This is a genomic window from Bradyrhizobium sp. USDA 336 (genome assembly GCF_044908355.1).
In the GTDB taxonomy this organism is placed as follows: Bacteria; Pseudomonadota; Alphaproteobacteria; order Rhizobiales; family Xanthobacteraceae; genus Bradyrhizobium; species Bradyrhizobium yuanmingense.
In genome coordinates this window covers 4,812,825-4,838,613 of record NZ_JBIYDC010000002.1, presented here as the reverse complement: position 1 = coordinate 4,838,613, position 25,789 = coordinate 4,812,825, and the positions used below count along the sequence as shown (strand labels likewise).

Annotated in this window: 24 protein-coding genes; 12 read left to right on the top strand and 12 right to left on the bottom strand. The window is 65.2% G+C overall.

The window, feature by feature from the left end:
- Nucleotides 1-164: 164 nt before the first annotated feature.
- Nucleotides 165-470, bottom strand: a complete 306-nt coding sequence (locus tag ABIA45_RS23650; RefSeq protein ID WP_157283233.1) for a hypothetical protein — start codon at nucleotides 468-470, stop codon at nucleotides 165-167.
- A gap of 193 nt (nucleotides 471-663) precedes the next feature.
- Between ABIA45_RS23650 and ABIA45_RS23645 the strand changes: the two genes are divergently transcribed.
- The 5 genes from ABIA45_RS23645 (at nucleotide 664) to ABIA45_RS23625 (ending at nucleotide 5,885) form a co-directional block, all read left to right on the top strand.
- Entirely contained in the window at nucleotides 664-1,143 is a 480-nt protein-coding gene (locus tag ABIA45_RS23645; RefSeq protein WP_225147329.1) for a hypothetical protein, read from the top strand.
- Nucleotides 1,144-1,456: 313 nt separating this feature from the next.
- A complete protein-coding gene (locus ABIA45_RS23640) occupies nucleotides 1,457-2,404 on the top strand; it encodes a TAXI family TRAP transporter solute-binding subunit (protein WP_404653865.1) in 948 nt (315 codons plus the stop codon).
- A 162-nt stretch (nucleotides 2,405-2,566) separates the two neighbouring features.
- Nucleotides 2,567-4,687, top strand: a complete 2,121-nt coding sequence (locus tag ABIA45_RS23635; protein WP_404653864.1) for a TRAP transporter permease — start codon at nucleotides 2,567-2,569, stop codon at nucleotides 4,685-4,687.
- Nucleotides 4,648-5,067: a DUF1850 domain-containing protein gene (locus ABIA45_RS23630; protein ID WP_404544106.1), complete on the top strand. Its 420-nt coding sequence runs from the start codon at nucleotides 4,648-4,650 to the stop codon at nucleotides 5,065-5,067. The genes ABIA45_RS23635 and ABIA45_RS23630 overlap by 40 nt, the downstream gene beginning before the upstream one ends.
- Nucleotides 5,068-5,078: 11 nt before the next feature.
- A complete protein-coding gene (locus ABIA45_RS23625) occupies nucleotides 5,079-5,885 on the top strand; it encodes an SDR family NAD(P)-dependent oxidoreductase (protein ID WP_271539168.1) in 807 nt (268 codons plus the stop codon).
- 78 nt (nucleotides 5,886-5,963) lie between these two features.
- Here ABIA45_RS23625 and ABIA45_RS23620 read toward each other — a convergent pair whose 3' ends face one another.
- Nucleotides 5,964-6,299 (bottom strand): putative quinol monooxygenase, encoded by a 336-nt coding sequence (locus ABIA45_RS23620; protein ID WP_157283228.1) that lies wholly within the window; start codon nucleotides 6,297-6,299, stop codon nucleotides 5,964-5,966.
- Between the two features lie 151 nt (nucleotides 6,300-6,450).
- Here ABIA45_RS23620 and ABIA45_RS23615 point away from each other — a divergent pair, with 151 nt between their 5' ends.
- From ABIA45_RS23615 to ABIA45_RS23600, 4 genes are all read left to right on the top strand, one after another.
- On the top strand, nucleotides 6,451-7,698 hold the full coding sequence (locus tag ABIA45_RS23615; protein ID WP_404653862.1) for an FAD-binding protein: 1,248 nt from the start codon (nucleotides 6,451-6,453) through the stop codon (nucleotides 7,696-7,698).
- Entirely contained in the window at nucleotides 7,698-9,020 is a 1,323-nt protein-coding gene (gene glcF, locus ABIA45_RS23610; RefSeq protein WP_271539162.1) for a glycolate oxidase subunit GlcF, read from the top strand. The genes ABIA45_RS23615 and glcF overlap by 1 nt, the downstream gene beginning before the upstream one ends.
- Before the next feature lie 86 nt (nucleotides 9,021-9,106).
- Nucleotides 9,107-9,454 (top strand): histone, encoded by a 348-nt coding sequence (locus ABIA45_RS23605; protein WP_128264865.1) that lies wholly within the window; start codon nucleotides 9,107-9,109, stop codon nucleotides 9,452-9,454.
- Between the two features lie 425 nt (nucleotides 9,455-9,879).
- Nucleotides 9,880-10,893, top strand: a complete 1,014-nt coding sequence (locus ABIA45_RS23600; RefSeq protein WP_128264864.1) for a TorF family putative porin — start codon at nucleotides 9,880-9,882, stop codon at nucleotides 10,891-10,893.
- Between the two features lie 127 nt (nucleotides 10,894-11,020).
- Here the strand turns inward: ABIA45_RS23600 and ABIA45_RS23595 are convergent, their stop codons facing one another.
- Complete coding sequence (locus tag ABIA45_RS23595; RefSeq protein WP_404653859.1) at nucleotides 11,021-12,772, bottom strand: ABC transporter ATP-binding protein/permease; 1,752 nt, start codon at nucleotides 12,770-12,772, stop codon at nucleotides 11,021-11,023.
- Nucleotides 12,773-13,135: 363 nt separating this feature from the next.
- Here ABIA45_RS23595 and ABIA45_RS23590 point away from each other — a divergent pair, with 363 nt between their 5' ends.
- The gene (locus ABIA45_RS23590) at nucleotides 13,136-13,534 is read left to right on the top strand and encodes an META domain-containing protein (RefSeq protein ID WP_157283225.1); all 399 of its coding nucleotides are present in this window, start codon (nucleotides 13,136-13,138) and stop codon (nucleotides 13,532-13,534) included.
- Between the two features lie 125 nt (nucleotides 13,535-13,659).
- Here the strand turns inward: ABIA45_RS23590 and ABIA45_RS23585 are convergent, their stop codons facing one another.
- The 3 genes from ABIA45_RS23585 to groES form a co-directional block, all read right to left on the bottom strand.
- Nucleotides 13,660-14,865, bottom strand: a complete 1,206-nt coding sequence (locus tag ABIA45_RS23585; protein ID WP_271539156.1) for a hypothetical protein — start codon at nucleotides 14,863-14,865, stop codon at nucleotides 13,660-13,662.
- A 196-nt stretch (nucleotides 14,866-15,061) separates the two neighbouring features.
- The gene (gene groL, locus ABIA45_RS23580) at nucleotides 15,062-16,693 is read right to left on the bottom strand and encodes a chaperonin GroEL (RefSeq protein ID WP_404653857.1); all 1,632 of its coding nucleotides are present in this window, start codon (nucleotides 16,691-16,693) and stop codon (nucleotides 15,062-15,064) included.
- 118 nt (nucleotides 16,694-16,811) lie between these two features.
- Complete coding sequence (gene groES / locus ABIA45_RS23575) at nucleotides 16,812-17,108, bottom strand: co-chaperone GroES (RefSeq protein WP_025033779.1); 297 nt, start codon at nucleotides 17,106-17,108, stop codon at nucleotides 16,812-16,814.
- 314 nt (nucleotides 17,109-17,422) lie between these two features.
- Here groES and ABIA45_RS23570 point away from each other — a divergent pair, with 314 nt between their 5' ends.
- Nucleotides 17,423-17,944, top strand: a complete 522-nt coding sequence (locus ABIA45_RS23570; RefSeq protein ID WP_404653856.1) for a hypothetical protein — start codon at nucleotides 17,423-17,425, stop codon at nucleotides 17,942-17,944.
- Between the two features lie 183 nt (nucleotides 17,945-18,127).
- On the opposite strand, the gene ABIA45_RS23565 is transcribed toward ABIA45_RS23570, so the two are convergent.
- Nucleotides 18,128-18,913, bottom strand: coding sequence for a protein phosphatase CheZ (locus tag ABIA45_RS23565; protein WP_109145353.1), 786 nt, complete (start codon nucleotides 18,911-18,913; stop codon nucleotides 18,128-18,130).
- A gap of 316 nt (nucleotides 18,914-19,229) precedes the next feature.
- On the opposite strand from ABIA45_RS23565, the gene ABIA45_RS23560 reads away from it, so the two are divergent.
- Nucleotides 19,230-20,060 (top strand): L,D-transpeptidase, encoded by an 831-nt coding sequence (locus ABIA45_RS23560; protein WP_404653855.1) that lies wholly within the window; start codon nucleotides 19,230-19,232, stop codon nucleotides 20,058-20,060.
- A gap of 649 nt (nucleotides 20,061-20,709) precedes the next feature.
- Here the strand turns inward: ABIA45_RS23560 and ABIA45_RS23555 are convergent.
- The 5 genes from ABIA45_RS23555 to ABIA45_RS23535 all read right to left on the bottom strand — a co-directional run bounded on the left by ABIA45_RS23555 (nucleotide 20,710) and on the right by ABIA45_RS23535 (nucleotide 25,758).
- On the bottom strand, nucleotides 20,710-21,525 hold the full coding sequence (locus ABIA45_RS23555; RefSeq protein ID WP_036014279.1) for a DUF2076 domain-containing protein: 816 nt from the start codon (nucleotides 21,523-21,525) through the stop codon (nucleotides 20,710-20,712).
- A 124-nt stretch (nucleotides 21,526-21,649) separates the two neighbouring features.
- Nucleotides 21,650-22,495 carry a ChbG/HpnK family deacetylase gene (locus tag ABIA45_RS23550; protein ID WP_404653853.1) on the bottom strand — a complete coding sequence of 282 codons (846 nt, stop codon included), beginning with the start codon at nucleotides 22,493-22,495 and terminating at the stop codon, nucleotides 21,650-21,652.
- Complete coding sequence (locus tag ABIA45_RS23545) at nucleotides 22,492-23,538, bottom strand: glycosyltransferase family 2 protein (RefSeq protein ID WP_404653852.1); 1,047 nt, start codon at nucleotides 23,536-23,538, stop codon at nucleotides 22,492-22,494. Before ABIA45_RS23545 ends, ABIA45_RS23550 begins: the two co-directional genes overlap by 4 nt.
- Before the next feature lie 86 nt (nucleotides 23,539-23,624).
- Nucleotides 23,625-24,602, bottom strand: a complete 978-nt coding sequence (gene hisG / locus ABIA45_RS23540) for an ATP phosphoribosyltransferase (protein WP_404653850.1) — start codon at nucleotides 24,600-24,602, stop codon at nucleotides 23,625-23,627.
- A gap of 4 nt (nucleotides 24,603-24,606) precedes the next feature.
- Nucleotides 24,607-25,758, bottom strand: coding sequence for an ATP phosphoribosyltransferase regulatory subunit (locus tag ABIA45_RS23535; RefSeq protein WP_275498499.1), 1,152 nt, complete (start codon nucleotides 25,756-25,758; stop codon nucleotides 24,607-24,609).
- Nucleotides 25,759-25,789: the final 31 nt, after the last annotated feature.

The following is a 25,789-nucleotide window of genomic DNA, read 5'->3' as shown; positions in this document are numbered from 1 at the left end:
AGAGGTCGGATTGCATCGTCAGATGCAATCCGGGTGAGGGGGTACAGGTCCCTCGACGATCTCATGCGTGGAGAGAGGCCCCTCACCCCAACCCTCTCAGCGCGAGCGAAGCTCGTCGCGGCCCCGTAAGAACGGGGCGAGGGAGCGCACCGTAATCGCGGCTCCTACTGATCCGGCCCGAACTTGAACTTGCCGTCGCCCTCCAGATACGGACCGGTGCGCATGTAGAGCTGGCCGTTCTGGCCGATGAAGAACAGTGTGCCCTTGGGCACCTTCTTGGCGCCCTTCAAGAGCTCGCCGGCGTTGCTGGTGCCCATCTTGTAGGAATAGGTCTTGCCCTCCCTGTCGTAGGCGTAGGCGGTGTCGGTCTTCAGCTCCCAGGGCGTCGCTGCGGTTTGCGCCAATGCGGGCCAAGCCAATGCGCCGAGCGCGGCTGCGATTGCAAATGTCTTGATTGAAAATGCCGTCATCCCATCCTCCCAAGATCGGGACATTCCAAGATTGAACAAATCACGAACGCTGCGTCCCGGTCAATTTGCGATAGCGCCGCAGCGCATCACGTCTTGCCCAGCAGTTTGTGATTTTCCCTCCGTCCCCTCGCGACTATGTTCCGCTTTCCGTCTAGAACGCAACTCGACAAAAATATTGGTGGGGATGATTCGAATGAACCTTGTCGTCAAAGCCTGCTCGGCTGCCGCGCTGTTGCTCACGGCGCTGGCGCCGGCCGCCCAAGCCGATGACTACCGGCTCAGCCACAACCAGCGGATTTCGTGCAGCCGCGGCCTTGCCCCGGGCAAGCTGAACACGGCGACCTGCAAGTCCTACACCTATCTCTTCAACACCAAGACCTCGGAATATTTCCGCTGCCAGGTTTCCCTGGCGCTGACCCGCGACAACAAGGAAGTCATCAACGTCCAGACCGACGGCGGCTGCACCAAGAAGCCGCGCATTTTCGAGACCGACGGCAAGTACGATTTCGACGCCACCGAGACCGAGCCGCCGAACACCAATTCGTTCTTCGGCCCCGGCGGCTATTCGGTCTGGGCGGCCGACGTCGGCGCGCAGAAGGTGCGCGGCTGCATCACCATCTCCTCCGGCCTCGGCTCCGACATCTCCAAATGCCTGGACATGACGTTCCAGTAGCATTTGCTGCTCGGGGGTGCGTTCGACCATCGCCTCATTGAAGGTGCGCTCCTCCCCCGCCTGCGGGGGGTTGGGGGAGAGGGTGTCTCCACAACGGGACTGTCCCCTAGAGGAAAGAGCCCTCACCCGGATCGCTGCGCGATCCGACTCTCCCGCGAGCGGGAGAGGTGAAGTGCCACCTCGCCGCACCGTCCGGTTCCCAAAAACCCAGCGGGAACGGCCCTTTGCCGCAGTCCTGTTGTGCCTTTTGGATGGGTTGACCCGCATCCCTCATCCGGCCAATTTCGCCGCCGGTTTGGGGAGAACAACAACCATGAAACGGACGATTTTCGGCGCGGCCGCGGCTCTGGCTCTGGCGGCGTCGGCACCTTGCGCGCAGGCGCAATCCTTCATCAACGTGCTGACCGGTGGAACCTCGGGCGTCTACTATCCGCTCGGGGTCGCGATCGGAAAGATCTACGGCGACAAGATTCCGAACGTGAAGACGCAGGTGCAGGCCACCAAGGCGTCGGTCGAGAACCTGATCCTGCTGCAGCAGGGCCGCGGCGAGCTGGCGTTCACGCTGGGCGACTCTCTGAAGGCCGCCTGGGACGGCGAGGAGGAGGCGGGCTTCAAGACCAAGCTCGACAAGCTGCGCACCATCGGCGCGATCTATCCGAACTACATCCAGATCGTCGCGACCGCGGACAGCGGCATCAAGACACTCGCCGACCTCAAGGGCAAGAGCCTGTCGGTCGGTGCGCCGAAGTCGGGCACGGAGCTGAACTCCCGCGCGATCCTGGCCGCTGCCGGCATGAGCTACAAGGAGCTCGGCAAGGTCGAATATCTGCCCTTTGCCGAATCCGTCGATCTCATGAAGAACCGGCAGCTCAACGCCACGCTGCAATCGGCCGGGCTCGGCGTCGCCTCGCTGAAGGACCTCTCGACCTCGAGCCCGATCACGGTGGTGTCGGTGCCGAATGAGACCGTCGACAAGATCGGCCCGCCCTTCGTCGCGGCGACCATTCCGGCCAACACCTATACCGGCCAGGACAAGGACGTGCCGACTGCGGCTGTGATCAATTATCTGGTCACCAGCTCCGCCGTCTCGGACGATCTCGCCTATCAGATGACCAAGCTGGTCTATGAATCGCTGCCCGAGCTCGTCACTGCGCACGCGGCCGGCAAGGAGATCAAGCTCGAGACCGCCGCCACCGGCAGCCCGGTCCCGCTGCACCCCGGCGCGATCCGCTATTACAAGGAAAAGGGGCTGATCAAGTAATCAGCTCCTGTCGTCGGACGTCATGGCCGGGCTTGTCCCGGCCATCCACGTTCTGCGGCGGTGCATGGAAGTTTCGTGGATGCCCGGGACAAGCCCGGGCATGACGGCTCGGGACATACCGTGCCAATGCTACAAGCGCTCGACGATTGGGGATGGGCTGAGATGCTGGAAAAGGCAGAGGGGACTGAGATCGCGCCCGACAAGGTCAAGGTCGAGTTCGACAATTTCGAGCATGGTTTTCCGGAAGGCTTCGGCCCGGGCTGGTGGGGCCGGCTCGCCTACTGGATCGGCATCGCGTTCGCGATCTTCCAGCTCTATGTCGCCGCCTTCAACTATCTGCCGAGCCAGGTGGTGCGCGGCGTCCATGTCGGATTCCTGCTGCTGCTGACCTTCGGCCTGATCGCCAACTTCACCGCGAAGAGCAATTTCGGCCGTGCGCTGGGCTGGGCGATCGGCGCCGCCGGCTTCTACTGCGGTCTCTACCAATGGATCTTCTATGCCGACCTGATCGCGCGAGACGGCGATCCGACCAGGCTCGATCTCGCCGTCGGCACCCTGCTCGCGGTGCTGATCTTCGAGGGCACGCGGCGGCTGATGGGCGCGGCGCTGCCGCTGATGTGCGGCGCGTGTCTCGTCTATTGGTTCTTCGGGCAGTACCTGCCGTCGCCGCTCAACCACCGCGGCTATGATTTCGACCAGATCGTCACGCATCTGTCGTTCGGCACCGAAGGCTTTTACGGCGTACCGGTCTACGTCTCGGCGACCTACATCTTCCTGTTCATCCTGTTCGGCTCGTTCCTGGAGCGCGCCGGCATGATCCAGCTGTTCACCGATGTCTCGCTCGGCCTGTTCGGCCGCACCCGCGGCGGTCCTGCCAAGGTCGCGGTGTTCGCCTCGGGCATGATGGGCACCATCTCCGGCTCGGGCGTCGCCAACGTCGTCACCGTCGGCCAGTTCACGATTCCCTTGATGATCAGGTTCGGCTACCGCCGCGCCTTCGCGGCGGGCGTCGAGGCGACGGCCTCGATGGGCGGCCAGATCATGCCGCCGGTGATGGGCGCGGTCGCCTTCATCATGGCCGAGACGCTCGGCGTGCAATATTCGGAGATCGTCAAGGCGGCCGCGATCCCCGCGATCCTCTATTTCGCCTCCGCGTTCTGGATGGTGCATCTGGAAGCCGGCAAGCACGGCCTCGTCGGCATGAAGCGTTCGGAGATCCCGAGCGCCTGGAAGGCGCTGGTGACGCGCTGGTACCTCGTGCTGCCGCTCGCAGCGCTGGTCTACATGCTGTTCGAGGGCTTCACGCCGCTCTATGCCGGCAGCATGGGCCTCGCGCTGACGGTGACGCTGATCCTCGGCACCGCCATCACGACGGGCGCCTCCTCGAACGTGGTCCGGACCATCTTCTGGGTCGGGCTCGCGCTCGTCGTCGCGGCATTGTCGCGCGACGGCCTCCAGATCGTGCCGGTCGCGACCGTCGTGGTCGGCCTGATCGTGATCACGGCGTTCGTGCGCGGCGGCTTCGCGGCGTTGCGGGCCTGCCGCGATGCACTGGCCGAGAGCGCGAAATCCGCCATCACCGTCGGCATGGCCTGCGCCATCGTCGGCGTCATCATCGGCATGATGTCGCAGACCGGCGTCGGCACCATCTTCGGCGGCTGGGTGATTGGGCTCGGCGAGAAGAGCCTGTTCCTGGCGCTGGTCATGACCATGCTGCTGTCGATCCTGCTCGGCACCGGCATCCCGACCATCCCGACCTACATCATCACCGCCGCCCTCGCGGCTCCCGCGCTGGCCAAGCTCGGCGTGCCCTTGATCGCGAGCCACATGTTCGCATTCTATTACGGCATCATGGCCGACCTCTCGCCGCCGGTGGCGCTCGCCGCGCTCGCGGCGGCGCCGATCGCCAAGGAGAATCCGGACAAGATCGGCTGGGAGGCGATGCGCATCGCGCTCGCGGGCTACGTCATTCCCTTCATCTTCGTCTATTCGCCGGCCTTGATGCTGCAGGCCGGCGATCCCATGGCGGCCAAGCTCGGCTTCTACGGCGCGGTGGCGCTGGCGAGCTTGAAGGCGCTGGTGGCGATCGGCCTGTTCGGCATGGCCGCGATCGGCTTCCTGTTCACGCGGCTGACGTTGATCGAGCGCCTGATCGCGCTCGGCGCCGCGTTCTGCCTGCTCGGCGAATTCCCCTTCAGCGACAGCGCGGGCTTCGTGCTCGCCGCCGCGCTCGCGCTTTGGCAATGGCGGCAGCGTCCGCCGGCGCCGGTCGAGGCGGTGTGAGTCTCTGTCTTGCGACAGCGGGCGGCGTGAAGGCGCTGGCGCTGTCCGCGTTCACGCTTGTCTGGACGCATTCGATCGCGAAGGTCGAATGGCAGGAAGACTGGCACCTCACACCCGCCGGCCTTGAGCTGGTGCAAGCCCGCGTCAAGGGCACCGGCCCCGGCATGGAGCCGCCGGCCGAAGCGCGGCTGGTCGACGGTTGGTTTCAATGGCGGCCGCAGCGTGGGCCGATGCCGGAATTGGTGCTCGGCAATTCCGGCGCAGCCGGAGAATGGCGACTGTGCCATGACGGGAGGTGCCGGACATTGTCGGAGATTGTCGGGCATTCCATTGGTGCTAACGTGACCAAGATGAGCATCTGCGAACAACAAGAGAAATAAGGAGACACGCGATGGATCGGCTCAAGGGCAAGGTTGCGATGGTGGTGGGGGCCGGCTCGATCGGTCCAGGCTGGGGCAACGGCAAGGCGACCGCGGTGACCTTTGCGCGCGAGGGCGCGCAGGTGTTCTGCGTCGATCGCAACGGTGCCGCGGCCGAGGAGACCGCCAGGATCATCACCGAAGAAGGCGGCAAGGCGACGGCATTCACGGCCGACGTGTCGCGGCCTGCCGAGATCGAGGCGATGGTCGCGGCGTGCCTGCAGGCCTATGGCCGCATCGACGTGCTCGACAACAATGTCGGCATCGCCGAGATGGGCAGTGTTGTCGAGGTGAGCGAAGACAGCTGGGACCGCGTCTTCAGCGTCAACCTCAAGAGCGCCTATCTCGCCATGAAGCACGTGATCCCGATCATGGTGAAGCAGGGCGGCGGCTCGATCATCAACATCTCCTCGATCGCCTCGATCCGCCACATGGGCATCTCCTACGTCACCTACGGCACCTCGAAAGCGGCGATGAACCAGATGACGCGCACCACAGCGATCGAGTTCGCGCGCCATCATGTCCGGGTCAACGCGATCCTGCCCGGCCTGATGAAGACGCCGATGGTCGAGCACTCCGCCGGCCTCGCCGCCAGCTACGCCAAGGGCGATGTCGAGGCGATGTGGCGCGCGCGCGACGCCCAGGTGCCGATGGGTCATATGGGCGATGCATGGGACGTCGCCAACGCCGCGCTGTTCCTGGCCTCGGACGAGTCGAAATACGTGACGGGCATCGAGCTCGTTGTCGACGGCGGGATCACGTGCAAGGCCGGGGCTTGATCCAGCCCCAGCTTGCACGCAGCCCGCCGCTGCGAGTCATAGGCGATAGCCCTGGCTCGCAAGAAGGAAGCAGATCATTCACAGCAAGGCGTATTGCGCGCGTTCGCGCCTGGCCAGCAGCGGCAGCGCCTGTTCCGCGATGTAGCTCTTGAAATGCGCGCTCTCCTGGTGCGCCCTAAAGGCGGCTTCGTCGCGGAACAACTCGTAGAACAGGAACTGGGCCGGATTGTCCTTGGCGCGCGAGATCAGGAACAGCTTGACGCCTGGCTCGCGCTGCGCCTGAGGGAGGAAGCCGCGCAGGATTTCAGCAACGCGGTCGACCTCTTCGGCCTTTGCTTCCCATTGCGCCACGACGAGAAGTCCGCCGCCGATGGCCGGGTGGCCGGTCTGTTGATTCATTGCCTGTTCGATCATGATGGAGCTCCCTGAGAATTCTCCATTCGATAGCGCAGCTCTGGGCAACAATGGTTCGATGAACATCGTAGTGCGAATGTCGCCGAACGGCCCAGCGTTCCGTCGCGGGTCGAATTGATTTCCTGCGCGAATTTCGCTACCGCCTTTTCCCGTGGATACGCTCAAGGTCAGAGACGCCAAAGACGTCGAAGAGGTCGTGCGCGCGGCGATCGCGAGCGAGCAGCCGCTCGAGATCATCGGCCATGGCGGCAAGCGCGGCATCGGTCACGCCATGGCGACCAACGCCGTGCTCGACGTCTCCGCGCTCAATGCCGTCACCGCCTACGAGCCGAACGAGCTCATCATCACGCTCCAGGCCGGCGCGCCGCTGGCCGACGTGCTGGCGCTGATCGACGCCAAGAACCAGCAATTCGCCTTCGAGCCTGTAAACACCGCCCCGCTGCTCGGCACGCCGGCAACAGGCACCATCGGCGGCATGATCGCGGCCGGGCTCGCCGGACCCCGGCGGATCCGGGCGGGCGGAGCGCGCGACCACCTGCTCGGCGCGCATGCCGTCTCGGGCTTCGGCGACAGCTTCAAGACCGGCGGCAAGGTGGTGAAGAACGTCACCGGCTATGACCTCTGCAAGCTGCTGGCGGGGTCCTGGGGCACGCTGTCGGTGATGACCGAGGTCACGCTCAAGGTGATGCCCAAGCCCGAGGCCGAGCGGACGCTGCTGCTGCGCGGATTAGATGATGCCACGGCCAACAAGGCCATGACCGCGGCGCTGGGCTCGCCGTTCGACGTCTCCGCCGCCGCGCATCTGCCGAAATCCGCGTTCCGGACCGGCGCCGAGGGGCTGAGCGACATTGCGGGCCAGGGCGAGGGCGAGGCCGAGGCGCTGACCGTGCTGCGGCTCGAGGGCATCACCGCGTCCGCTGCGCACCGCGCCGGCTCGCTGCGCCAATTGCTGGCGCCGTTTGGAACCGCGACGCTGATCGAGGACGTGGCATCCGCGGCCCTGTGGAGCGCGATCCGCGACGTGCTGCCGTTCGCGGCGAGCGGCGCGCTCGGCGCCTGGCCGGTCTGGCGGATCGTCTGCCCGCCGGCCTCGGGCGCGGCGCTGGGCACGCAGCTGGCACGCGAGACGGGCGGCGATGTGATCTACGATTGGGGAGGCGGCCTGATCTGGGTGGCGCTCCCGCCGAAGCCGGACGCGCATGCCCCAGCAGTGCGTGCGCGCGCGAACGCGGCCGGCGGGCATGCCACGCTGATCCGGGCGACTGATGATGTCAGGCGCGAGGTCGACGTGTTCCATCCGCAGGCGCCGGGGATTGCCGCGCTGAGCGAGCGGGTGCGCGCCAGCTTCGATCCGAAGATCATTCTCAACCGGGGGCGGCTCACGCGGAGCGCTGGCTGATGAAGACCGAATTCTCACTCGCGCAGCTCGCCGACCCCGATATCGCGGAAGCCGACAAGATCCTGCGCGCCTGCGTCCATTGCGGCTTCTGCACCGCAACCTGCCCGACCTATGTGCTGCTCGGCGACGAGCTCGATAGCCCGCGCGGCCGCATCTATCTGATCAAGGAGATGCTGGAGAAGGACCAGGCGCCGACCGCCGAGGTGGTCAAGCATATCGACCGTTGCCTGTCGTGCCTTGCCTGCATGACGACCTGCCCCTCGGGCGTGAACTACATGCACCTGGTCGACCAGGCCCGGGTGCGGATCGAGCAGCGCTATCGGCGGCCGCTGACCGAGCGGCTGTTGCGCCAGGTCCTGGCCTTCGTCCTGCCGGACCCGCAGCGCTTTCGCGTAAGTATGTGGCTGGCGCGGCTCGCCCGTCCGCTCGGCGTCTTGCTGCCGACACCCCGGCCTGCGGCGACGCCGGGCTTGATCCAGCGCATCAAGGCGATGCTGGCGCTGGCGCCGGACCGGCTGCCGCCGGCAGGGCCCGCCGCCGGCAGCGTGTTCGCGGCGCTGGGCAAGAAGCGCGGGCGTGTGGCGCTGCTCCAGGGCTGCGCCCAGCAGGTGCTGGCGCCCCGCATCAACCAGGCCGCCATCAATCTTCTGACCCGCCACGGCATCGAGGTCGTCCTTGTCAGGGACGAGCAGTGCTGTGGCGCGCTGACCCACCACCTCGGCAACGACGAGGATGCGCTGGCGCGGGCTCGCGCCAACGTCGCGGCGTGGGGTAAGGAAATAGCCGGCGAGGGGCTCGATGCGATCCTGGTGACGACCTCCGGCTGCGGCACGGTGATCAAGGATTACGGCTATCTCCTGCGCGAGGACACAGCGTTCGCGGCCGATGCTGCGAGGATCTCGGCGCTCGCCAAGGACATCACCGAATACGTCGCCGGCCTCGAGCTTGCGACGGCGGCGCGAGCGGACGACATCGTCGTCGCCTATCACTCCGCGTGTTCGTTGCAGCATGGACAGAAAATCACAGGGCTTCCGAAAGAATTGCTTTCCAAGAATGGATTCGTGGTGAAAGATGTGCCCGAGAGCCATTTGTGTTGCGGTTCGGCGGGGACCTACAACATTCTCCAGCCCGAGCTTGCGGGTCGGTTGCGTGATCGCAAGGTCGCCAACATCGCGAGCGTCAAGCCGGACATGATTGCCGCGGGCAATATCGGCTGCATGGTGCAGATTGCCAGTGGCACGTCAGTTCCGGTCGTACACACGATTGAGCTTCTCGATTGGGCGACGGGCGGGGCGCGGCCGGCACTGAACGCGCAGGTTTGAGCTTTCAGGAGCCCGAACTGTCCTCCCGAGGTGACGACTGAAGACGCCCGATCAAGCATTGTTCGGCGGGCAACAGGAGGACCACGATGGCGAAAGCGAAGAAGAAGAAAAGCAAGAAGGCCAAAAAGGCCAAGAAGGCCGTAGCGGCGAAGAAATCCGCGAAGAAGGCGACGAAGAAGAAGGCGGCCAAGAAGGCCACCAAGAAATCTGCCAAGAAGGCCGCCTCGAAGAAGGCTGCCAAGACGACCGCAAAGAAGTCGGCGGCCAAGAAGGCTGCTCCGAAGAAGGCCGCGAAGAAGGCGGCACCGAAGAAGGCGAAGGCAGCGCCTGCTCCGAAGCCGTCGGCACCGGCGGAGACTCCCGCGCCCGCCGAGACAAGCTGGGCGATGCCTTCGTCTTCTGCGGAAGCGGCGCCGGCCGAGGGGCAGGGGTAGGAAGGCGGTCTCTCATCGCCTTCGGACTGTCACTCGGGACTGTTACTTGGGATTGTAACGAGAAGGCCGCGGCACCCCGGTGCTGCGGCCTTTTTGCATCGCGGGGAGCGGCCCCATCGGCCGCCGTGCGGGGCCCAGCCTGATTCGTAGCGAAGGTGTCACGCCGCCTGGCGATCCCCGGGTTTACACGGGTCTGCACTGCACCCTGGAATGCAAATAATGTGATCGAGATGCCACACAGCCTGACAACCTTTCGTGAATTCGTCAAAACGCCTAAAAAGTCGGCAGATGCTCGCGCTTTTTGCTTCACGGTTCCTGTCCATCGATCCAAATTGCCGCAGTGACGCAATTTTGCAGGTAGGCCGCATGCCCCGGGGGGCTTCCGGGGGCGACTGCTAAGTAAGAACGGGTAGATGGGGACCGAAATGAAAAAAGTGGCTTTGTTGGCAACGGCGCTGGCAATGGTGACGACGGGTTCGGCGTTCGCGGCAGATCTGCGCGTGAAGGCATTGAAGGCCCCGCCGCCCCCGGCGTTCGATCCTTGGGATATCGCCTTCGGCGGCGGCATCATGAGCGATTACGTCTTCCGCGGCATCACCCAGTCGAACCATAAGCCGGCCGTCACGGCCTATTTCGAGCCTCGCTACAACGTCACCAAGGACTTGCAGCTCTACGTCGGTACGTCCGCCTCGAGCATCTCCTTCCCGAACCGCGCTGCGGCGGAAGTCGACTTCTACGGCGGTATCCGCCCGACCTTCGGCATGTTCGCCTTCGACTTCGGTCTCTGGGGCTACCTCTATCCGGGCGGACAATGCTTCGGCTCGCAGGGCACCTTGGCTCAGGGCAATTGTGGCGGCGACATCGACTACTCGCAGGGCGCGATCGGCCTTCCCATCAACGGCAACTTCGCCAAGAAGGACGCCAGCTTCTTCGAAGCGTATGCCAAGCTGAACGTCGTCATCAACGATCAGTGGACGGTCGGCTTCAACGAGTATTACTCGCCGAACTTCCTGAACCTCGGCGCCTGGGGCAATTACGCCTCGATCACCGCCAAGTGGACCGCCCCGAGCACGATCTTCGGTGCCAGCGGCGTCGGCATGTATGTGTCGGGTGAGTTCGGCCGGCAGTGGTTCGGCACTTCCGACATCTTCTACGGCATCGCGGGCGATCCGGTTTATGCGAACGGCATCAAGGAGCCGAGCTATAACACCTGGAACGTCGGCGTTGGCTTCACCTACAAGGTGTTCACGCTCGATCTGCGCTATCACGACACCGACCTGAACAAGGGCGACTGCAACGCCTTGACCAGCGATCACACCGCGAAGTTCACCGGAAGCTTCACCCCCATCAACCCGGGCGGCTTCGGCTCCAACTGGTGCAGCGCGGCCGGCGTGGCCAAGCTCTCGTTCGACCTGACGGCGATGAGCAATCTGAAGTAAGCTTCTTCCCGAAACGACTTCGCGAGGGCGGCAGGGCAACCTGCCGCCCTTTTGCTTTTCTCCACGCCGTCATGGCCGGGCTTGACCCGACTCGAACTTGATGACCAGCGGCCACACAGCGCTCGCCTCAGCGTGCGGCGCTCGGCTCCACCGCACTCCGCTCGCCGCCGACGACGTGGATCGCACCGTCCTTCACCAGGGCCACCTTGCGGGTGTGGAAGGCATCGAGCGTCGAGCGGTGGCCGATCGAGACGATGGTGGCCTGCGGCAGTCTCTCCGTCAGCAGCCGGTAGAGCCGGGCTTCCGACGGCTCGTCGAGCGAGGCGGTGGCTTCGTCCAGGAACAGATAGTCCGGCGCATGCAGCAGCGCGCGCGCAAGCCCGAGACGCTGCTGCTCGCCGAGCGAGAGCATCCTGTTCCAATGGCCGTCCTCGTCCAGCCGCTCGGCGAGATCGGGCAGCCCGACCGCGATCAGGGCCTCGCGGACCTGCGCGGCGTCGAACGCGCCCGGCGCTGCCGGATAGACCACGGCATCGCGCAACACGCCGACCGAGAAATAGGGCCGCTGCGGCAGCATCATCAGCTTTGCCTTTTCCGGGACCACAACCGTGCCGGTGCCGAACGGCCAGATGCCGGCGATGGCCCGGAACAGCGTGGATTTGCCGGAGCCGGACGGTCCGGTCACCAGCACGCGCTCCGAGGCCTGAATGGTGAAGGCCTTGGCGGCGACCAGCGGCGTGCCGTTGGGCAGGTTCACGCAGAGCTGCTCGAGGTCGATATGGCGGCCGGCGACCTCCAGCGCGATGGCAGGCTCATGTGCCGGCAGATTGACCGCCGAGGCGACCGACATTTCGAAGCCATCGAGGCGGGCAACCACCGCACGCCATTCGGCCAGGGATCGGTAGGCGGTCACGAAGAAGGACAGGGCCTTCTGCACGCTGCCGAACGCGGACCCGGTCTGCACCATCCCCCCAAGTTGAATCTTACCGGCGAAATAGGCAGGCGCAGTGAGGATGAAGGGGAAGATCACGGCGGCTTGGGAATAGCTCGCCGTGAAGGCAGTCAGACGCTTGGTCCGGCTCATGATCGCGTACCAATTGCCGACGACATAGCCGTAGCGGAGCAGCAGTCGTTCGCGTTCGGCGCCTTCGCCCTTGAGCAGCGCAATCTGTTCGGAGTTCTCGCGCACGCGGACGAGGTTGAAGCGGAAGTCGGCCTCGTAGCGCTGCTGCTCGAAATTGAGATTGACCAGAGGCGAACCGATCCAGTGCGTGAGCGCGGTGCCGAAGATCGCGTAGACGAGCGCCGCCCATACCAAATAGCCGGGGATGGGAAAGTCGATGCCGGAGATATGCAGCGGTGCCGCGTTCGACAGCCCCCACAGAATAACCACGAACGAGAGCAGCGTGACGATCGAGGAGAGCAGTCCGATGCCGATATTGAGAGTCTGCTCGACGAAACTCCGGACGTCGTCGGTGATGCGCTGGTCCGGGTTGTCGGCCGCATCGCCCTTGAGCTGCATCCGATAGTGGGTCGCGCTATTCAGCCATTCGGCCAGATAGTGACGCGTCAGCCATTGCCGCCAGCGAATCTGGAGCCACTGATTGAGATAGAGCTGGTAGACGGAAAGCGCGACGCTGGCGCTCGCGAGCAGTGTGAAGACGCCCAGCTCCCAGACGAAGCCGTTCCAGTCGCGCTCCTGGAGATAGTTGTAGAAGCGGCTGTACCATTGGTTCACGAGCACATCGATGGCGACCAGCAGCAGTTCGATCACGATCACCGCGGCGAGCAGGCCGCGGCCGGCCCATTTGTCCTCTGATCGGAAATAAGGGATGGCGATTCGCCAGACGATCGCGAGCGTGGCGCGGATGTTGTTCACAGAGCTGGATCTCCTCAGGGGATGTGCACGATGCCGAGAGCCAAATAGCTGAGGCGATGGCGGAAATGGGCGCGCTTAGACGAAAGTCGCAAGTTCTGCAATTTGCGTTGGATTGTCGCAGCCAGCAACCCTAGCATGGTGCCCGCCGGTGCGGGGCAGGGTGCTCCGGGATTTCGCGACCTTGTGAGCGGCCGGGAACCGCCGCATGCGCGAATTTTGCGGCGCGGCTCGCTTTCTCGTTCGGCGTTCGAGGCGCCCCAGGCTTCGCCATGCCGGTGTGCCCGGATTGACCATGCGCGAACCTTCTCAACGCCCCCGCCGTCTCATAGAAGGTGCGGCAAGTCAGGTCGGTCGAGAGGTCTCATGGTTTCGTTCCAGCGATTGGTGTGTGCGGCGGTTGCAATGTTCGCGATGTCCACACTCGCGCGTGCCCAGGAGGGGTTTCCGTTCGGCACCGAGATGACGCTGGAGGCGTTGCCGCAGGCAGGCTCGAAGCGGATTCCCAACATCGAGATCGGCGACAATGGCGAGGTCGTGCTGGAGCTCTGGTGCAAGGGCGGCAAGGGCCAGTTCTCGGTCGCCGGCAACACCGTGATCTTCGTGCCCGGCCAGATCGAGAACCGCAACTGTCCGCCGGCGAGAGCGCAGGCCGACGACGAGCTCGTCGCAGCCCTCGGCAGCGTCGAGACCTGGAAGCGCCAGGGTGACGTGCTGACGCTGATCGGCCCGAAGCCGCTGCGCTTCAGGACGACGGGGAATTAGGCCTCTGTCATTCCCCGCGAAGGCGGGGAATCCAGTACGCCGCAGCCTATCGATTCCATCGCTGCTGTCTCGGAATACTGGATCGCCCGGTCAAGCCGGGCGATGACAGCGCTGACTGTCTCAGCCTACTTCCACACCGACTTGTCGGCGTCCCAGCGCTGGCCCTTCAGCTCCTTGACGAGCGCCTCGATCGAGCCGTTGTCGTCGGGCAGATCGCCTTCTTCGTCGAGGCTCGCATCGTCGGACAGATTGAGCCTGGCCCCGCTGCCCTCGTCGGCCGTCGTGGTCGCCGGGCTGCCGATCCAGAGCATGAGCTTGTCCGTGGTGCCTGGCTTGTCGGGCGAGACCAGGCCTGCGACCTCGATCGTGTCGGTGAGCTCGAGCGCCGGGAAGTCCTGGTTCGGCCGCTTGAACACCAGCTTGAGCCTGCCGGTGGCCGGGTTGAAGTTTTGCGTGACCGCCTTTGCGGCGAGCGTCCTGCTCAGCACGCTCGCCACCGCCGTTGCAAGCTTGCCCTTGTTGATCTTGTCGCCCTCGCGCCAGTCGGCCGCAGGGAAGCGGATGGTGCGGTCCATCTCGGTCATGCCTGCGGTCCAGCCTGCGGCCGTGACGCCCGGCATCGCCTTGAATTTCGCCAGCAGCGCGCCGGCGCGCTCGGGATCGACCGACATGGTGATGGTCTGCTCGCCCGCGCGCAGCGCATCGCAGCCGACATTGAGGCTCGCCAGCGTCACCTCGACCTCCTGGCCCTTCAGGCTCTTCAGGAAGTCGGTCGCGGCGTCGAGCTTGACCTTGACCGCGATCGCCTCCGGCGAGACGTCGGTGAAATCCTTTGGCTGCGCCGTGATGCCGTCGTCGGAGCTCTGACTGTCCAGGAATTCCTTTTCGCTGAGATCGGAATTGTCCGGCGAGGTCACTTCGGTCACCGCCTGGCCGATCGCGATCTGGCCGCGGAACTCGAACATGTCGCCGGACTGCTTGCGCGTCAGCTTGACACTGACCGGCGACTTCTCACTGATGCTCTGCGTCGTTCCGGTCAGCGTCTGGCCGGCGACCTGGAGGTTGACGACAAAGCGGTCCTTGCGGTCGGAGTTCTTGGCGATGGGGTAGCAGACGTCGAGCACCGCCGCGGTCAGCGTCTTGCCTTGGCGCGTCTCCTTCAGGATCACGTCGGCATTGCCGTCCATCAGCCCGTCCATCGCGGTGAAATAGCGCGTCTCGGCTCCGCCCGGCGCGGTCGCCTTCGGCGACAGCTTCATCTGGGCGGAGGCCTGCGGCGGAACGGCGAGCAGGGCCAGAACGGCCGTGGAGCAAACCAGAAGCGCACGCATCGATGACATCCTCGCGCAACGGCCATGATCCGGAAAGCGTGAAGCGGTCTGAGGATCATGCCCAAACAATCAGAATCGGCGCGCCACCGTAGTGGGTTTTGGCCGCTGGTTGAATCGGAAAGCGAAACGGGCAGGGTCGGCAAAAAAGAAGGCCGCCCGGAGGCGGCCTTCGCAACTCTGTCACGGAACGGGAGGCTTAGAAGCCGCCCATGCCGCCGCCGGGGGGCATGGCGGGCGGAGCTTCCTTCTTCGGCATCTCGGCGACCATGGCCTCGGTGGTGACCAAAAGGCCGGCCACGGAGGAGGCGTCCTGCAGCGCGGTGCGCACCACCTTGGCGGGATCGATGATGCCCTTCTCGACCATGTCGACATAGTCCTCATTCTGGGCGTCGAAGCCGAAGGTCTCGGACTTGTTCTCCAGGATCCTGCCGACCACGATCGAGCCTTCCACGCCGGCATTCTCGGAGATCTGGCGAATCGGGGCTTCCAGCGCCTTCAGCACGATGTTGATGCCGGCCTGGACGTCGTCATTGGCGTTGGTGAGACGGCCGACCGCCTTCTTGGCGCGGAGCAGCGCGACGCCGCCGCCGGGGACGATGCCTTCCTGAACCGCGGCGCGGGTGGCGTTGAGCGCATCCTCGACCCGGTCCTTCTTCTCCTTGACCTCGATCTCGGTGGCGCCGCCGACGCGGATCACCGCGACGCCGCCGGCGAGCTTGGCGAGGCGCTCCTGCAGCTTCTCGCGGTCGTAGTCCGAGGTGGTCTCCTCGATCTGGGCCTTGATCTGGCCGACGCGGGCCTCGATGTCAGGCTTCTTGCCGGCGCCGTTGACGATCGTGGTGTTCTCCTTGTCGATCACCACCTTCTTGGCGCGGCCGAGCATCTTCACCGTGACGTTCTCGAGCTTGATGCCGAGCTCCTCGGAGATCAGCTGGCCGCCGGTCAGGATCGCGATGTCCTCCAGCATGGCCTTGCGGCGGTCACCGAAGCCCGGCGCCTTCACCGCGGCCACCTTCAGGCCGCCACGGAGCCGGTTGACGACCAGGGTAGCCAGCGCCTCGCCCTCGACGTCCTCGGCGATGATGACGAGCGGCTTGCCCGACTGCACCACGGCCTCCAGCACCGGCAGCATGGCCTGCAGGCCCGAGAGCTTCTTCTCGTGCAGGAGGATGTAGGCGTCCTCGAGCTCGGCGGTCATCTTCTCGGCGTTGGTGACGAAGTAGGGGCTGAGATAACCGCGGTCGAACTTCATGCCCTCGACGATATCAACCTCGGTCTCGAGCGACTTGTTCTCCTCGACGGTGATGACGCCCTCGTTGCCGACCTTCTGCATCGCCTGGGCGATCATCTTGCCGATGGCGGCATCGCCGTTGGCCGAGATGGTGCCGACCTGGGCGACCTCGGAGGAGGCGGCGACCGGCTTGGCGCGCTTCTCGATGTCCTTGATGACGGCGGCAACCGCGGTGTCGATGCCGCGCTTGAGGTCCATCGGGTTCATGCCGGCGGCGACTGCCTTGGCGCCTTCGCGCACGATGGCCTGGGCCAGCACGGTCGCGGTGGTGGTGCCGTCGCCGGCGAGGTCGTTGGTCTTGGAGGCGACCTCACGCACCATCTGGGCGCCCATGTTCTCGAACTTGTCCTCGAGCTCGATCTCCTTGGCGACCGTGACGCCGTCCTTGGTGATGCGGGGGGCGCCGAAGCTCTTCTCGATGACGACGTTGCGGCCCTTGGGGCCGAGCGTCACCTTGACGGCGTTGGCGAGAACGTCGACGCCGCGCAGCATGCGATCGCGCGCGTCTCCGGAAAACTTGACGTCTTTGGCAGCCATGGTCTGCAATCCCTCGTGTTATGTGATGTGTGTTGTCTTGTGCCGTGCGGCGGAACGATGGATGCCCGGATCGCCTGGATCCGGGCATGACATTCAGCGTCTGTTCAGGCGGACGGCCTTAGGCCAGCACGCCCATGATGTCCGACTCCTTCATGATCAGGAGCTCTTCGTTGTCGATCTTGACCTCGGTGCCCGACCACTTGCCGAACAGCACGCGGTCGCCGACCTTGAGGTCGATCGGGATCAGCTTGCCGGTCTCGTCGCGGCCGCCGGGGCCGACGGCGACAACCTCGCCCTGGGACGGCTTTTCCTTGGCCGTGTCCGGAATGATGATGCCGCCCTTGGTCTTTTCCTCGGCGTCGATACGTTTGACCACGACACGGTCATGCAGCGGACGAAATTTGGATTTAGCCATGACGTTTCCCTTTGGAGGCTCGCTTCGGAAGTAGTGGGGTCTGTGGGGCGGCGCTTCCGTCCGCCCTCGCGTCGAGGATCGAACGGCGCGCTTAGCAATCGGGCTTTCCGAGTGCTAATAGTGGGTCCGGAAATATGGCTTGGCCGCGATCCTGTCAAGCAAAGGTGGTTAAGCGATTGTTGAGGCGGATATAGGATGGTGGCATTGGAAACTCGCTCGGGGCGTCGCCGTAAAGAACGACGTCATTGCTCCGGCAGCGGTTTTGCGCTTGGCTGCGGGAGGGGTGCGGCCATGGTCTTGTTCGGGGGAATGCCATGATCAGTTCGGCTCACGCGCGCACGGTTGCCAATCTGGCGGCCGCCTCTTGTCTGACGCTGCTGCTGGGCGCCTGCGGCGGCGGCTTCAACCTGCCGTCCCTCACGTCGTCCCCGCCGCCGCCCGAAGCCGAACCTGGCGTCGCTCCGGAAATGCCCGCCAGCATCCGCGCCGACGAGATCGTCGGCCGCTGGGGCCTCGCCTCGTTCCAGAACCCGGCCGATCGCGCCCGCACCGAGAAGATGGCGCGCGAGCAATGCAGAAACCCCTACGTGATCACCGCCGGTTCCTCCGGTGGCGTGATCATGCATCTCGCCGACCAGGCGACGCCGCAGGAGCTGCGGCTGAAGGGCTCGCCGAGCGGCAAGAACTACATCGGGCCGGCCGGCCCGACCCCCGGCGACCAGGACCGCGAAATCGTCTCCTTCGACGGTCGCGTCATGATCACCCGCTTCATCGACAAGGACGCCGGCACCCGCTACGGCAACATGGTCTACGTCCGCTGCGCGCCGAGGGCGTAATATCTTTCCTTCGTCATGCCCCGCGAAGGCGGGGCATCCAGTATGCCGCGGCTTCCCAGCTCAATCACTGATGCCTCTGGAATACTGGATCGTCCGGTCAAGCCGGACGATGACAGCGGAGGGGTCCCAAACAAAAAACGCCGGCCCAAGGCCGGCGTTTTGTTATTCCGATATCGCCCCCGCTCAGTCGAACAGCGCGTCGATGTCGTCCTGCGAGGCGTGGCCGACGTCGCCGGCGAGCTTGGGACCGTTGAGGAGCTTCTCCTCCTCGCTGCGGTTGTCGACCTGCGCCGGCACATGGGACTTGATCGCGTCGACGCCGCCCCAGATCTCCATCATCGCGTTGATGTGCTGCTCGATGAACTTCATCGTGCCCATGACCTTGCTGATGCGCTGGCCGGTCAGGTCCTGGAAGTTGCAGGCTTCGAAGATCGAGATGACGCGTTCCTGGATGTCGTCGGCAAGGCGCTTCTGCTGATCGATCGAGTCCACCTTGGACATCGCGCTGGCGGCCTGGTCGATCGATTCCGCGGCTTCGAGGATCTGCTGGGTCGCCTGCTCGGTGCCGCCGACCACCGCGCCGAGCTCGCCGTTGACCTTGGCCATCTCGCCGCCGTCGAAGCTCTTGCCGTGCAGCGTCGCGATCTCGCGCTTGGTGCGGTCGATGGCGTCGTGGATGAGGTCGAGCTCGACCTTCAGCTTCTCGCACTGCTCGATCTGCGCCCGGTAGGTCTCGAGCATGGTGCGCGCTTCGGCAAGCTCGTGCGCGGTCGAGGCGTCGATCGCCGCCATGGCAGCGCTTCCGGACAGCGGGGCCGCGACGATGCCCTTCGCCATCTGGGCGCGGATCGCGCGCAGCTCGGCCATGATCTCGCTATGCATCGGGAGTGCCTCTTCAGTTACGTCTACAATGGGCATCTCGCCACCGACGATATCTTCGACGCGAAAACGCTTGCGGTGAACAGCCATCAGGATACTCCCCCCACCTCACTCACGCGTCTTTGTAGACAGAAGCGATTTAACACGAAGTTCACAGCAGGAACTGCTGATCGGCCGCGCGCGACGCGGCGCAAAGAAGCGATTAACCATCGCCGCGCGGCGTTCATCGAAAATAAACGCTGATCGCCAAATTGCAGGCGCGCTCGCGACGTGGTGAATCCAAACGCGCTGTCCGTTTACCAAACAAAACGGCTTTTGCTTTCTATTGACCACGTCGAAGAGCGCGGATCAGCCACCGGCTCTCCACGACGCATGTGATCTAGACGAAACAGTACAGAGTACGTCGATGTTCAAGAAAATGTCTGTCGCGCTGCTCGGCAGCGCTTGCACCGTCATGGCCGGCGCGAACGACGCAGGCGCCTTCGACAACAGCGTGCCGAACGATCCGCCCGCGGTGCTGTACCAGCCGCGCGTGCCGCCGGCGCCGGTGCGCGTGGCGTCCCATTCCAACATGGGCGGCGGCTTCATCGAATTCCTGTTCGGCGATGGCCCCGGCCGCGGCCCGGCCTACGCGCCGGAGCGGCCGGTGTATCAGCAGCAGCCGGGCTATTACGACCAGCGGCGCCTGCCCCCGATGGGCGAGCCGCAGATGCAAGGTGGGTATCAACAAGGCGGATATCAGCAGGGCGCGTCTCCGCAGCAGGAGGCGGTCGATCCGCGGCAGCGTCCGTTCGATCCGAAATTCGAGAAACAACTCGTTGACTATAGCGGCAAGGAAAGTCCCGGCACGATCGTAGTCGATACGCCGAACAAGTTCCTCTATCTCGTCGAGGGCAACGGCCGGGCATTGCGCTACGGCATCGGCGTCGGTCGTCCCGGCTTCACCTGGTCCGGCGTGAAATCGATCACCGCCAAGCGCGAATGGCCGGACTGGACGCCGCCGGCGGAAATGCTCGCGCGCCGGCCCGATCTGCCCAGGCACATGGAAGGCGGCCCGGAAAATCCGCTCGGTGCCCGTGCGATGTACCTGGGATCGACGCTCTATCGCATCCACGGCTCCAACGAGCCCTGGACCATCGGTACCAACGTCTCCTCCGGCTGCATCCGCATGCGCAACGAGGACGTCATCGACCTCTATGGCCGCGTCAATGTCGGCACCAAGGTCGTGGTGTTGTGAAGCGTCATGCGCTCGATGGAGCGATCAAGTCCGGGTGCCGCGCCGGCTCGAAACGCGCGGCGTCGAAGGGACGCTGCCGCCGCCAAACGTCTGCCTGAATAGTCCTACGTCCGCTGACGGTGCCTCGACCCGGGACGAGGGACAGCGGAGCGGCGAGGACGAGTTGATGAAGCCGAATGCGGTGCGCGAGCCGAGCGGTTCAGCCGCCGCACCGACAGCTCTGCCTTCCTGAGGCGCTCGTGCAGCCCCTCCAACTCGTACAATTCGGTGATGAGATGGGTCGTGACGTCGCTCAGGGTCGCGATGCGCTGTTGAAGTGAACTCATTCTTAAAACCCCCGACTGTAGCCAAGAGAGGCAGCCACGATGTGTGGCATAAGCAATGTGTTCTTCCAATTGAACACCCATGTCCAAATTTGGAAATCCGGGAGTCTACGGCGGCGTGTGTCGGAGGACGATTTCGCTCGGTATGGTGAAGTCAGGCGCACCTCGTGACGTTTTGCACGGTGCTGTCCGACAACGCACGCACTAGTCATATTATATCGAATGGCATCATGGCGTGTGGTGGCAGAGCAGAAGTGCGTCGAGCTCTGCTCGAACAGAAATCGGCCGCCCGGAGGCGGCCGTTCCACATCTGTCGGTCGAATGGCCTACGCGTAATCGCTGCCGCCGTCGTCGTCGCCGCCGAAATCGCTGTTGTCGGCCGTGTCGAAGCTGTCGTCGTGATCGTTGCCGTAGTTCTGGTCGTAGTTGTCGCGCTCGTTCGACGCCTGGTCGAAGAAGCCCTGGCGGGATTCCCGGTTCGAGCCGATGTCATCGAGGCCGGCCTCGCGCGCCAGCGAGCCGCCGGACTGATCGCCGCCGCCCCAAGGACTTCCACCAGCGCTGCGGTCGCCGAGCGCGTTGCTGTCGCCAAAACCCTGCTGGTGCGATCCGCCCATCATGCCGCGGATGCTCGAGAGCAGCAGCGAGCCGCCGACGACGCCGGCTGCGGCCGCCGCCGCCGTGCCGAGGAACGAGCCGCCGCCACCGCCGATCGGCGGAGCGCCCTGACCCGGACCTTGGCCGTAAGCCTGTCCGTAAGGCGGCGCGCCGTAACCCGGCTGGCCTTGCGGCATCGCCTGTCCGGTATTCCAAGCCGGACGCTGCTCACGCTGCGGCACATTCGGCACCGAGCCGCGGGACGGGCCGCCGCCAAACAATGTGTCGCGCATGGTGTCGAGGAAGCCGCCGGACTGCGCCTGCTCGGGCGCGTGGGCCGCTTCCAGCTCCTGGATGCGGGCATTGGCGCGCTTCAGCGCTTCGTCCTGGACCAGCGTGGTCTGCACCAGCGCGTAGATGGCGCCGGGCGCCTTGCGCAGGCCGTCGGAGATCGCGGCGATCGCATCGGGATCGCGCTGTGCATTCTCCAGCTTAGAAAGCCGGTCAAAAAGGTCGTCGACGAGCTGGCGTTCCTGCGGCGTCATGATCTGTCTCCTTCGCGCCAAACCAAGCGCGAGAGGAGATGTAGGGTTCCATTGTGGCCCCAACAGTGCCGGCCGGATTAAATTTCGGTATGCGACAAGCTGCCTCTGGGCCGCGCTTCGCCGTTCATTCCAGTGTCACCTTGCTGTCGGCCAGCAGGCGCGCGAAGGCATCACCCGCGAGATAGGCGTGCTCGCGCTCACGGACGTCGGTCATCGGATCAAGGCCGATGAGGACATCATCGACGAAGCCGGGATGGCACATCACGAGGCCGCCATCTGGGAGGCCGTCCAGGAATTGCCGCATCAACGCGCCGAAATCGGCGGCGCGCGTGAAATCATAGGCGCCGGCGAAGCCGGGATTGAAGCTGAGGCCGGCGCTGGCGGCGCGGCGGCGGAATTGCGCGCTGAGGATATCGAGCACCATGGCCTTTGGGGAGGCCAGCCGTTGCTTCAGCGGCAGGTCGCGGCCGCCCTGGCGCACCCAGGCGTTCGGCGCGACTTCGCTGACCGCATCGACAAAACCGTCGCGCACCTGCGGGAAGAGCTGCACATGCTGGTGACCGTCGACGAAGTCGGGGGCGCGTCCGAACGCGTCCATGAAGGCGGCCAGCTGCGCCTTCACCTCGTTGCGGATGAATTCACGGTCGAGCCGGCGCATCAGTCCGGCGCGCAGCAGCTTGGGAAAGGCGAAGAACATGTCGCCGTCCAAGGGGCGGAAATGCATGGTAAGCGGCCGGAACGGCGCCGACAGCGTCACGTGCAATCCGATCGCGCAACGCGGGCTTTGCGTTGCCGAAGCCTGCAGCGCCTCGACGTCGCCGCGCGCGATCGCGGGCCCCACCATCATCACCGACGTCGCATTGAGGCGGCCGCGTTCGATCAGGTCGCGGATGGCGCGGTTGACGCCGGGGCTGATGCCGTAATCGTCGGCGCAGAGCCAGATCCGCCGCACCCTCGCGGCCACGTTCATTCGGCGGCCGTCCTGCTCGCGGCCTCATCGGCCTTGGCGGCTTCGAAATGCTTTTCGCTGTGCTCGGCCACGAAGTAGATCGGCCGCGCCTTCAGCTCCGACAGGATCTTGCCGATATATTCGCCGACGATGCCGATCATGATGAGCTGCACGCCGCCGATCGTCATCAGGCCAATCACGAGCGAGGGATAGCCGGGCACCTGCTTGCCGGTCGTGAACACCTCCCAGAGGATCGACAGGCCGAACAGGAAGGCGCCGCCGGCGAGAATGACACCGAACAGGCTGGCGAAGCGCAGAGGTGCCACCGAAAAGGACGTCAGGCCTTCGATCGAGAGGCCGAGCAGGCTTGCGGCGTTGAAGGTGGTGACACCATGGGCACGCGCGGCGGGCTCGTAGTCGACGCGGATCTGGCGGAAGCCGATCCAGCTGGCGAGGCCCTTGAAGAAGCGGTTGCGTTCCGGCAGCTGCCTCAGCGCGGCGACCGCGCGGGGCGACAGCAGGCGGAAATCGCCGGCGTCCTCCGGAATCTTCTGGCGGGCGCCCCAATTGATCAGCGCGTAGAAGCCGTGCACCGCGACCCGGCGCAGGAAGGACTCGTTGTCGCGATGCGCCTTGGCGGTGTAGACGACGTCATAGCCGTCATCGATCCAGTGCCGCACCAGCTGTTCAACCAGCGCCGGCGGATGCTGGCCGTCGCCGTCCATGAACATGACGGCGCCGAGGCGGGCATGGTCGAGGCCCGCCATCAGCGCGGCCTCCTTGCCGAAATTGCGCGACAGCGACACCACCTGAACGTCGATGGCGTCGGCCGGCAATGACCGCGCGATCGACAGCGTCGCATCCTTGCTGCCGTCGTCGACATAGACCACCTCGCAAGACAGGCGATAGCGCTGCCGCAGCGTCTTGGCGAGCTCGCAGATGCGCTGGTGCAGAGCGGCGAGGCCCGCCGCCTCGTTGTAGACGGGGATGACGATCGACAGCCCCTTCGCGGCTGCGCTGGCTGCGGTGGTCGTCATGCCGGAAACGTCAGAGCCCAGCGTCATCGATCAAGGTTCCAGAGGTGTTTAGGTCTTCTCAACCGCATATGGTAGCTGCCCTTTGCTGTCGCAAAGCTGAACAAACCTTGGGCTCACCGATCCAGGAACGCCTCGAGCTTGGCGAACAGCGGGTTCTCCCGGTCGAATACGTAGTCGAGCGACACCACCGAGACGGTCTCGGCGCCATGCTCGCGCAGGAAGCTCGCCAGCGCGTAGAGCTGCCCCGGTGGGCAGTGCAGGGTCAGCATGCCTGACGAGGTCGGACCGCCGAACGGGCCCTCCACGCCGAACCGGCTGTGGGCTTCCCCGAGCAGGGCGGCATCGCATTGGCGGAAGCGGGTGCGGACTTCGCGGTACTTGTTGGCCCGCGCCCGTGCTGCGATGTGATCGAGGATGACACGCGCCGTCTCGCGCGCCTGCGGCGACCAGTCGGCCTCCTTGGCGGCCACCAGATTGGCCTGGCTGCGCAGGATCACGCCGTCGTCGAGCACCCGCAGGCCGTTGGCGGCGAGCGTCGCGCCGGTCGTGGTGATATCGACGATCAGCTCGGCGCTGCCGGCCGCCGGCGCGCCTTCGGTGGCGCCCGCGCTTTCGACGATGCGGTAATCGGTGATGCCGTGAGCCTGGAAGAAGCCGCGGGTGAGGTTGACGAACTTGGTCGCGACCCGCATCCGCATGTGATGCTGCTCGCGGAAGCCGGTGGTGACGTCGTCGAGGTCGGCCATGGTGCGGACGTCGATCCAGGCCTGCGGCACCGCGACGACGACGTCGGCATAGCCGAAGCCGAGCCCGTCGATCAGCGACACGCGCTTGTCGGCATCGGCGATGTTCTCGCGCACGAGATCTTCGCCGGTGACGCCGAGATGCGCGAAGCCGCGCGACAGCTGCGCGGCGATCTCGCTCGCCGAGAGATAGGCGACCTCGACATTGTCGAGGCCTGCGATGGTGCCGCGGTAGTCGCGGGCGCCACCGGCCTTCGACAGTTTGAGGCCGGCACGGGCAAAGAAGGCCTCGGTGTTTTCCTGCAGGCGGCCCTTGGAGGGAACGGCCAGAACGAATGGCGCGCTCATGATTTTACGCTCCCACCTTGCGGCCGATCCGGTTCAGCGCCTCCACCCAGACTGAGAAGCCGACCGCAGGGATCGGCTCGCTTGATCCGAGCTGGGTCATCAGCCCGTCGTAGCGGCCGCCGGCGACCAGCGGCTCAGTGCCGTTGCCGCTGTGATGCAGCTCGAACTCAAAGCCGGTGTAGTAGTCGAGCCCGCGCCCGAACGCGGTCGAGAAACGGGTCTGCTTCACGTCGATGCCGCGGGCGGCCATGAAGCCGACGCGGCTCTCGAACTGATCGATCGCAGACGCGAGATCGAGCTTCGCGTCCGTCGTGAGCGCGCGTAGCTCGGCGATGGCGTCGTCCGGATTGCCCGATATCGACAGGAAGCGCTTGAGCACGGCAATGGCCTCGCGCGGCAGCGCGCCGCCCTTCAGCGTCGATTGCTCGAGGAAGCGATCGGCGATCTCGGCCGTGGTGCGGCCGCCGACATTGGTGGTGCCGGCGATCGACATCAGATCGGTGACGAAGGCGAGCGCCGCCTTGCGGTCCGAGCCGGCAAGGGCCGCCAGCACGCCCTCATATTCGCTGCGCGTCGCGGTGGTCGCGGCCGCCAGCCGCTCCAGATCCTGCTCCAGGCTGATCTTGCGGTTGAAATCCTTGACCAGGCGGCGGCGCCAGACCGGATAGAGGTTGAGGGCGTCGAGCAGCGCATTGAACAAGGCGACGTCGCCGGTGCGGATCTCGACGTCGCGGACGCCGAAAGCGGCCGTCGCCTCTAGTCCCAGCGCCAGCATCTCGGCATCAGCCGCGGCGCGGTCCTGACGGGCGAACGATTCGATGCCGGCCTGGAGGAATTCACGGGCCTGGCCGCTACGGTAGCGGAACACCGGACCGAGATAGCTGAACCCCGCCGGCTGGCCGGCGCGCCCCGAGGCCAGATAGTCGCGCGCGACAGGAATGGTCAGGTCCGGGCGCAGGCAGAGCTCCTCGCCGGAGAGGTCGGTGGTCAGGTACAGGCTCTTGCGGATGTCCTCGCCGGATAGGTCCAGGAACGGCTCGGCCGGCTGCAGGATGGCGGGCTCGGCCCTGACGTAGCCGGCCTGCGCAAACGACAAGAGCAGCGTATCCGCCCAGGCGGCGGAGCCGGCAGCATTTGAGGTGGCAGTCGCGGTCATCTCAGCGGTCCATCGTCCCGGCGGAACCGGG

What these genes read in the sequence shown, in the direction of transcription:
- ABIA45_RS23625 (WP_271539168.1), top strand. Translation starts at nt 5,079, where the DNA reads ATGGATCGGCTCAAGGGCAAGGTTGCGATGGTGGTGGGGGCCGGCTCG.
- ABIA45_RS23635 (WP_404653864.1), top strand. Translation starts at nt 2,567, where the DNA reads ATGCTGGAAAAGGCAGAGGGGACTGAGATCGCGCCCGACAAGGTCAAG.
- ABIA45_RS23630 (WP_404544106.1), top strand. Translation starts at nt 4,648, where the DNA reads ATGGCGGCAGCGTCCGCCGGCGCCGGTCGAGGCGGTGTGAGTCTCTGT.
- ABIA45_RS23600 (WP_128264864.1), top strand. Translation starts at nt 9,880, where the DNA reads ATGAAAAAAGTGGCTTTGTTGGCAACGGCGCTGGCAATGGTGACGACG.
- ABIA45_RS23535 (WP_275498499.1), bottom strand. Translation starts at nt 25,758, where the DNA reads ATGACCGCGACTGCCACCTCAAATGCTGCCGGCTCCGCCGCCTGGGCG.
- groL (WP_404653857.1), bottom strand. Translation starts at nt 16,693, where the DNA reads ATGGCTGCCAAAGACGTCAAGTTTTCCGGAGACGCGCGCGATCGCATG.
- ABIA45_RS23640 (WP_404653865.1), top strand. Translation starts at nt 1,457, where the DNA reads ATGAAACGGACGATTTTCGGCGCGGCCGCGGCTCTGGCTCTGGCGGCG.
- ABIA45_RS23570 (WP_404653856.1), top strand. Translation starts at nt 17,423, where the DNA reads ATGATCAGTTCGGCTCACGCGCGCACGGTTGCCAATCTGGCGGCCGCC.
- ABIA45_RS23585 (WP_271539156.1), bottom strand. Translation starts at nt 14,865, where the DNA reads ATGCGTGCGCTTCTGGTTTGCTCCACGGCCGTTCTGGCCCTGCTCGCC.
- ABIA45_RS23545 (WP_404653852.1), bottom strand. Translation starts at nt 23,538, where the DNA reads ATGACGCTGGGCTCTGACGTTTCCGGCATGACGACCACCGCAGCCAGC.
- ABIA45_RS23650 (WP_157283233.1), bottom strand. Translation starts at nt 470, where the DNA reads ATGACGGCATTTTCAATCAAGACATTTGCAATCGCAGCCGCGCTCGGC.
- hisG (WP_404653850.1), bottom strand. Translation starts at nt 24,602, where the DNA reads ATGAGCGCGCCATTCGTTCTGGCCGTTCCCTCCAAGGGCCGCCTGCAG.
- ABIA45_RS23620 (WP_157283228.1), bottom strand. Translation starts at nt 6,299, where the DNA reads ATGATCGAACAGGCAATGAATCAACAGACCGGCCACCCGGCCATCGGC.
- ABIA45_RS23590 (WP_157283225.1), top strand. Translation starts at nt 13,136, where the DNA reads ATGGTTTCGTTCCAGCGATTGGTGTGTGCGGCGGTTGCAATGTTCGCG.
- ABIA45_RS23565 (WP_109145353.1), bottom strand. Translation starts at nt 18,913, where the DNA reads ATGGCTGTTCACCGCAAGCGTTTTCGCGTCGAAGATATCGTCGGTGGC.
- groES (WP_025033779.1), bottom strand. Translation starts at nt 17,108, where the DNA reads ATGGCTAAATCCAAATTTCGTCCGCTGCATGACCGTGTCGTGGTCAAA.
- ABIA45_RS23560 (WP_404653855.1), top strand. Translation starts at nt 19,230, where the DNA reads ATGTTCAAGAAAATGTCTGTCGCGCTGCTCGGCAGCGCTTGCACCGTC.
- ABIA45_RS23555 (WP_036014279.1), bottom strand. Translation starts at nt 21,525, where the DNA reads ATGACGCCGCAGGAACGCCAGCTCGTCGACGACCTTTTTGACCGGCTT.
- ABIA45_RS23645 (WP_225147329.1), top strand. Translation starts at nt 664, where the DNA reads ATGAACCTTGTCGTCAAAGCCTGCTCGGCTGCCGCGCTGTTGCTCACG.
- ABIA45_RS23605 (WP_128264865.1), top strand. Translation starts at nt 9,107, where the DNA reads ATGGCGAAAGCGAAGAAGAAGAAAAGCAAGAAGGCCAAAAAGGCCAAG.
- glcF (WP_271539162.1), top strand. Translation starts at nt 7,698, where the DNA reads ATGAAGACCGAATTCTCACTCGCGCAGCTCGCCGACCCCGATATCGCG.
- ABIA45_RS23550 (WP_404653853.1), bottom strand. Translation starts at nt 22,495, where the DNA reads ATGAACGTGGCCGCGAGGGTGCGGCGGATCTGGCTCTGCGCCGACGAT.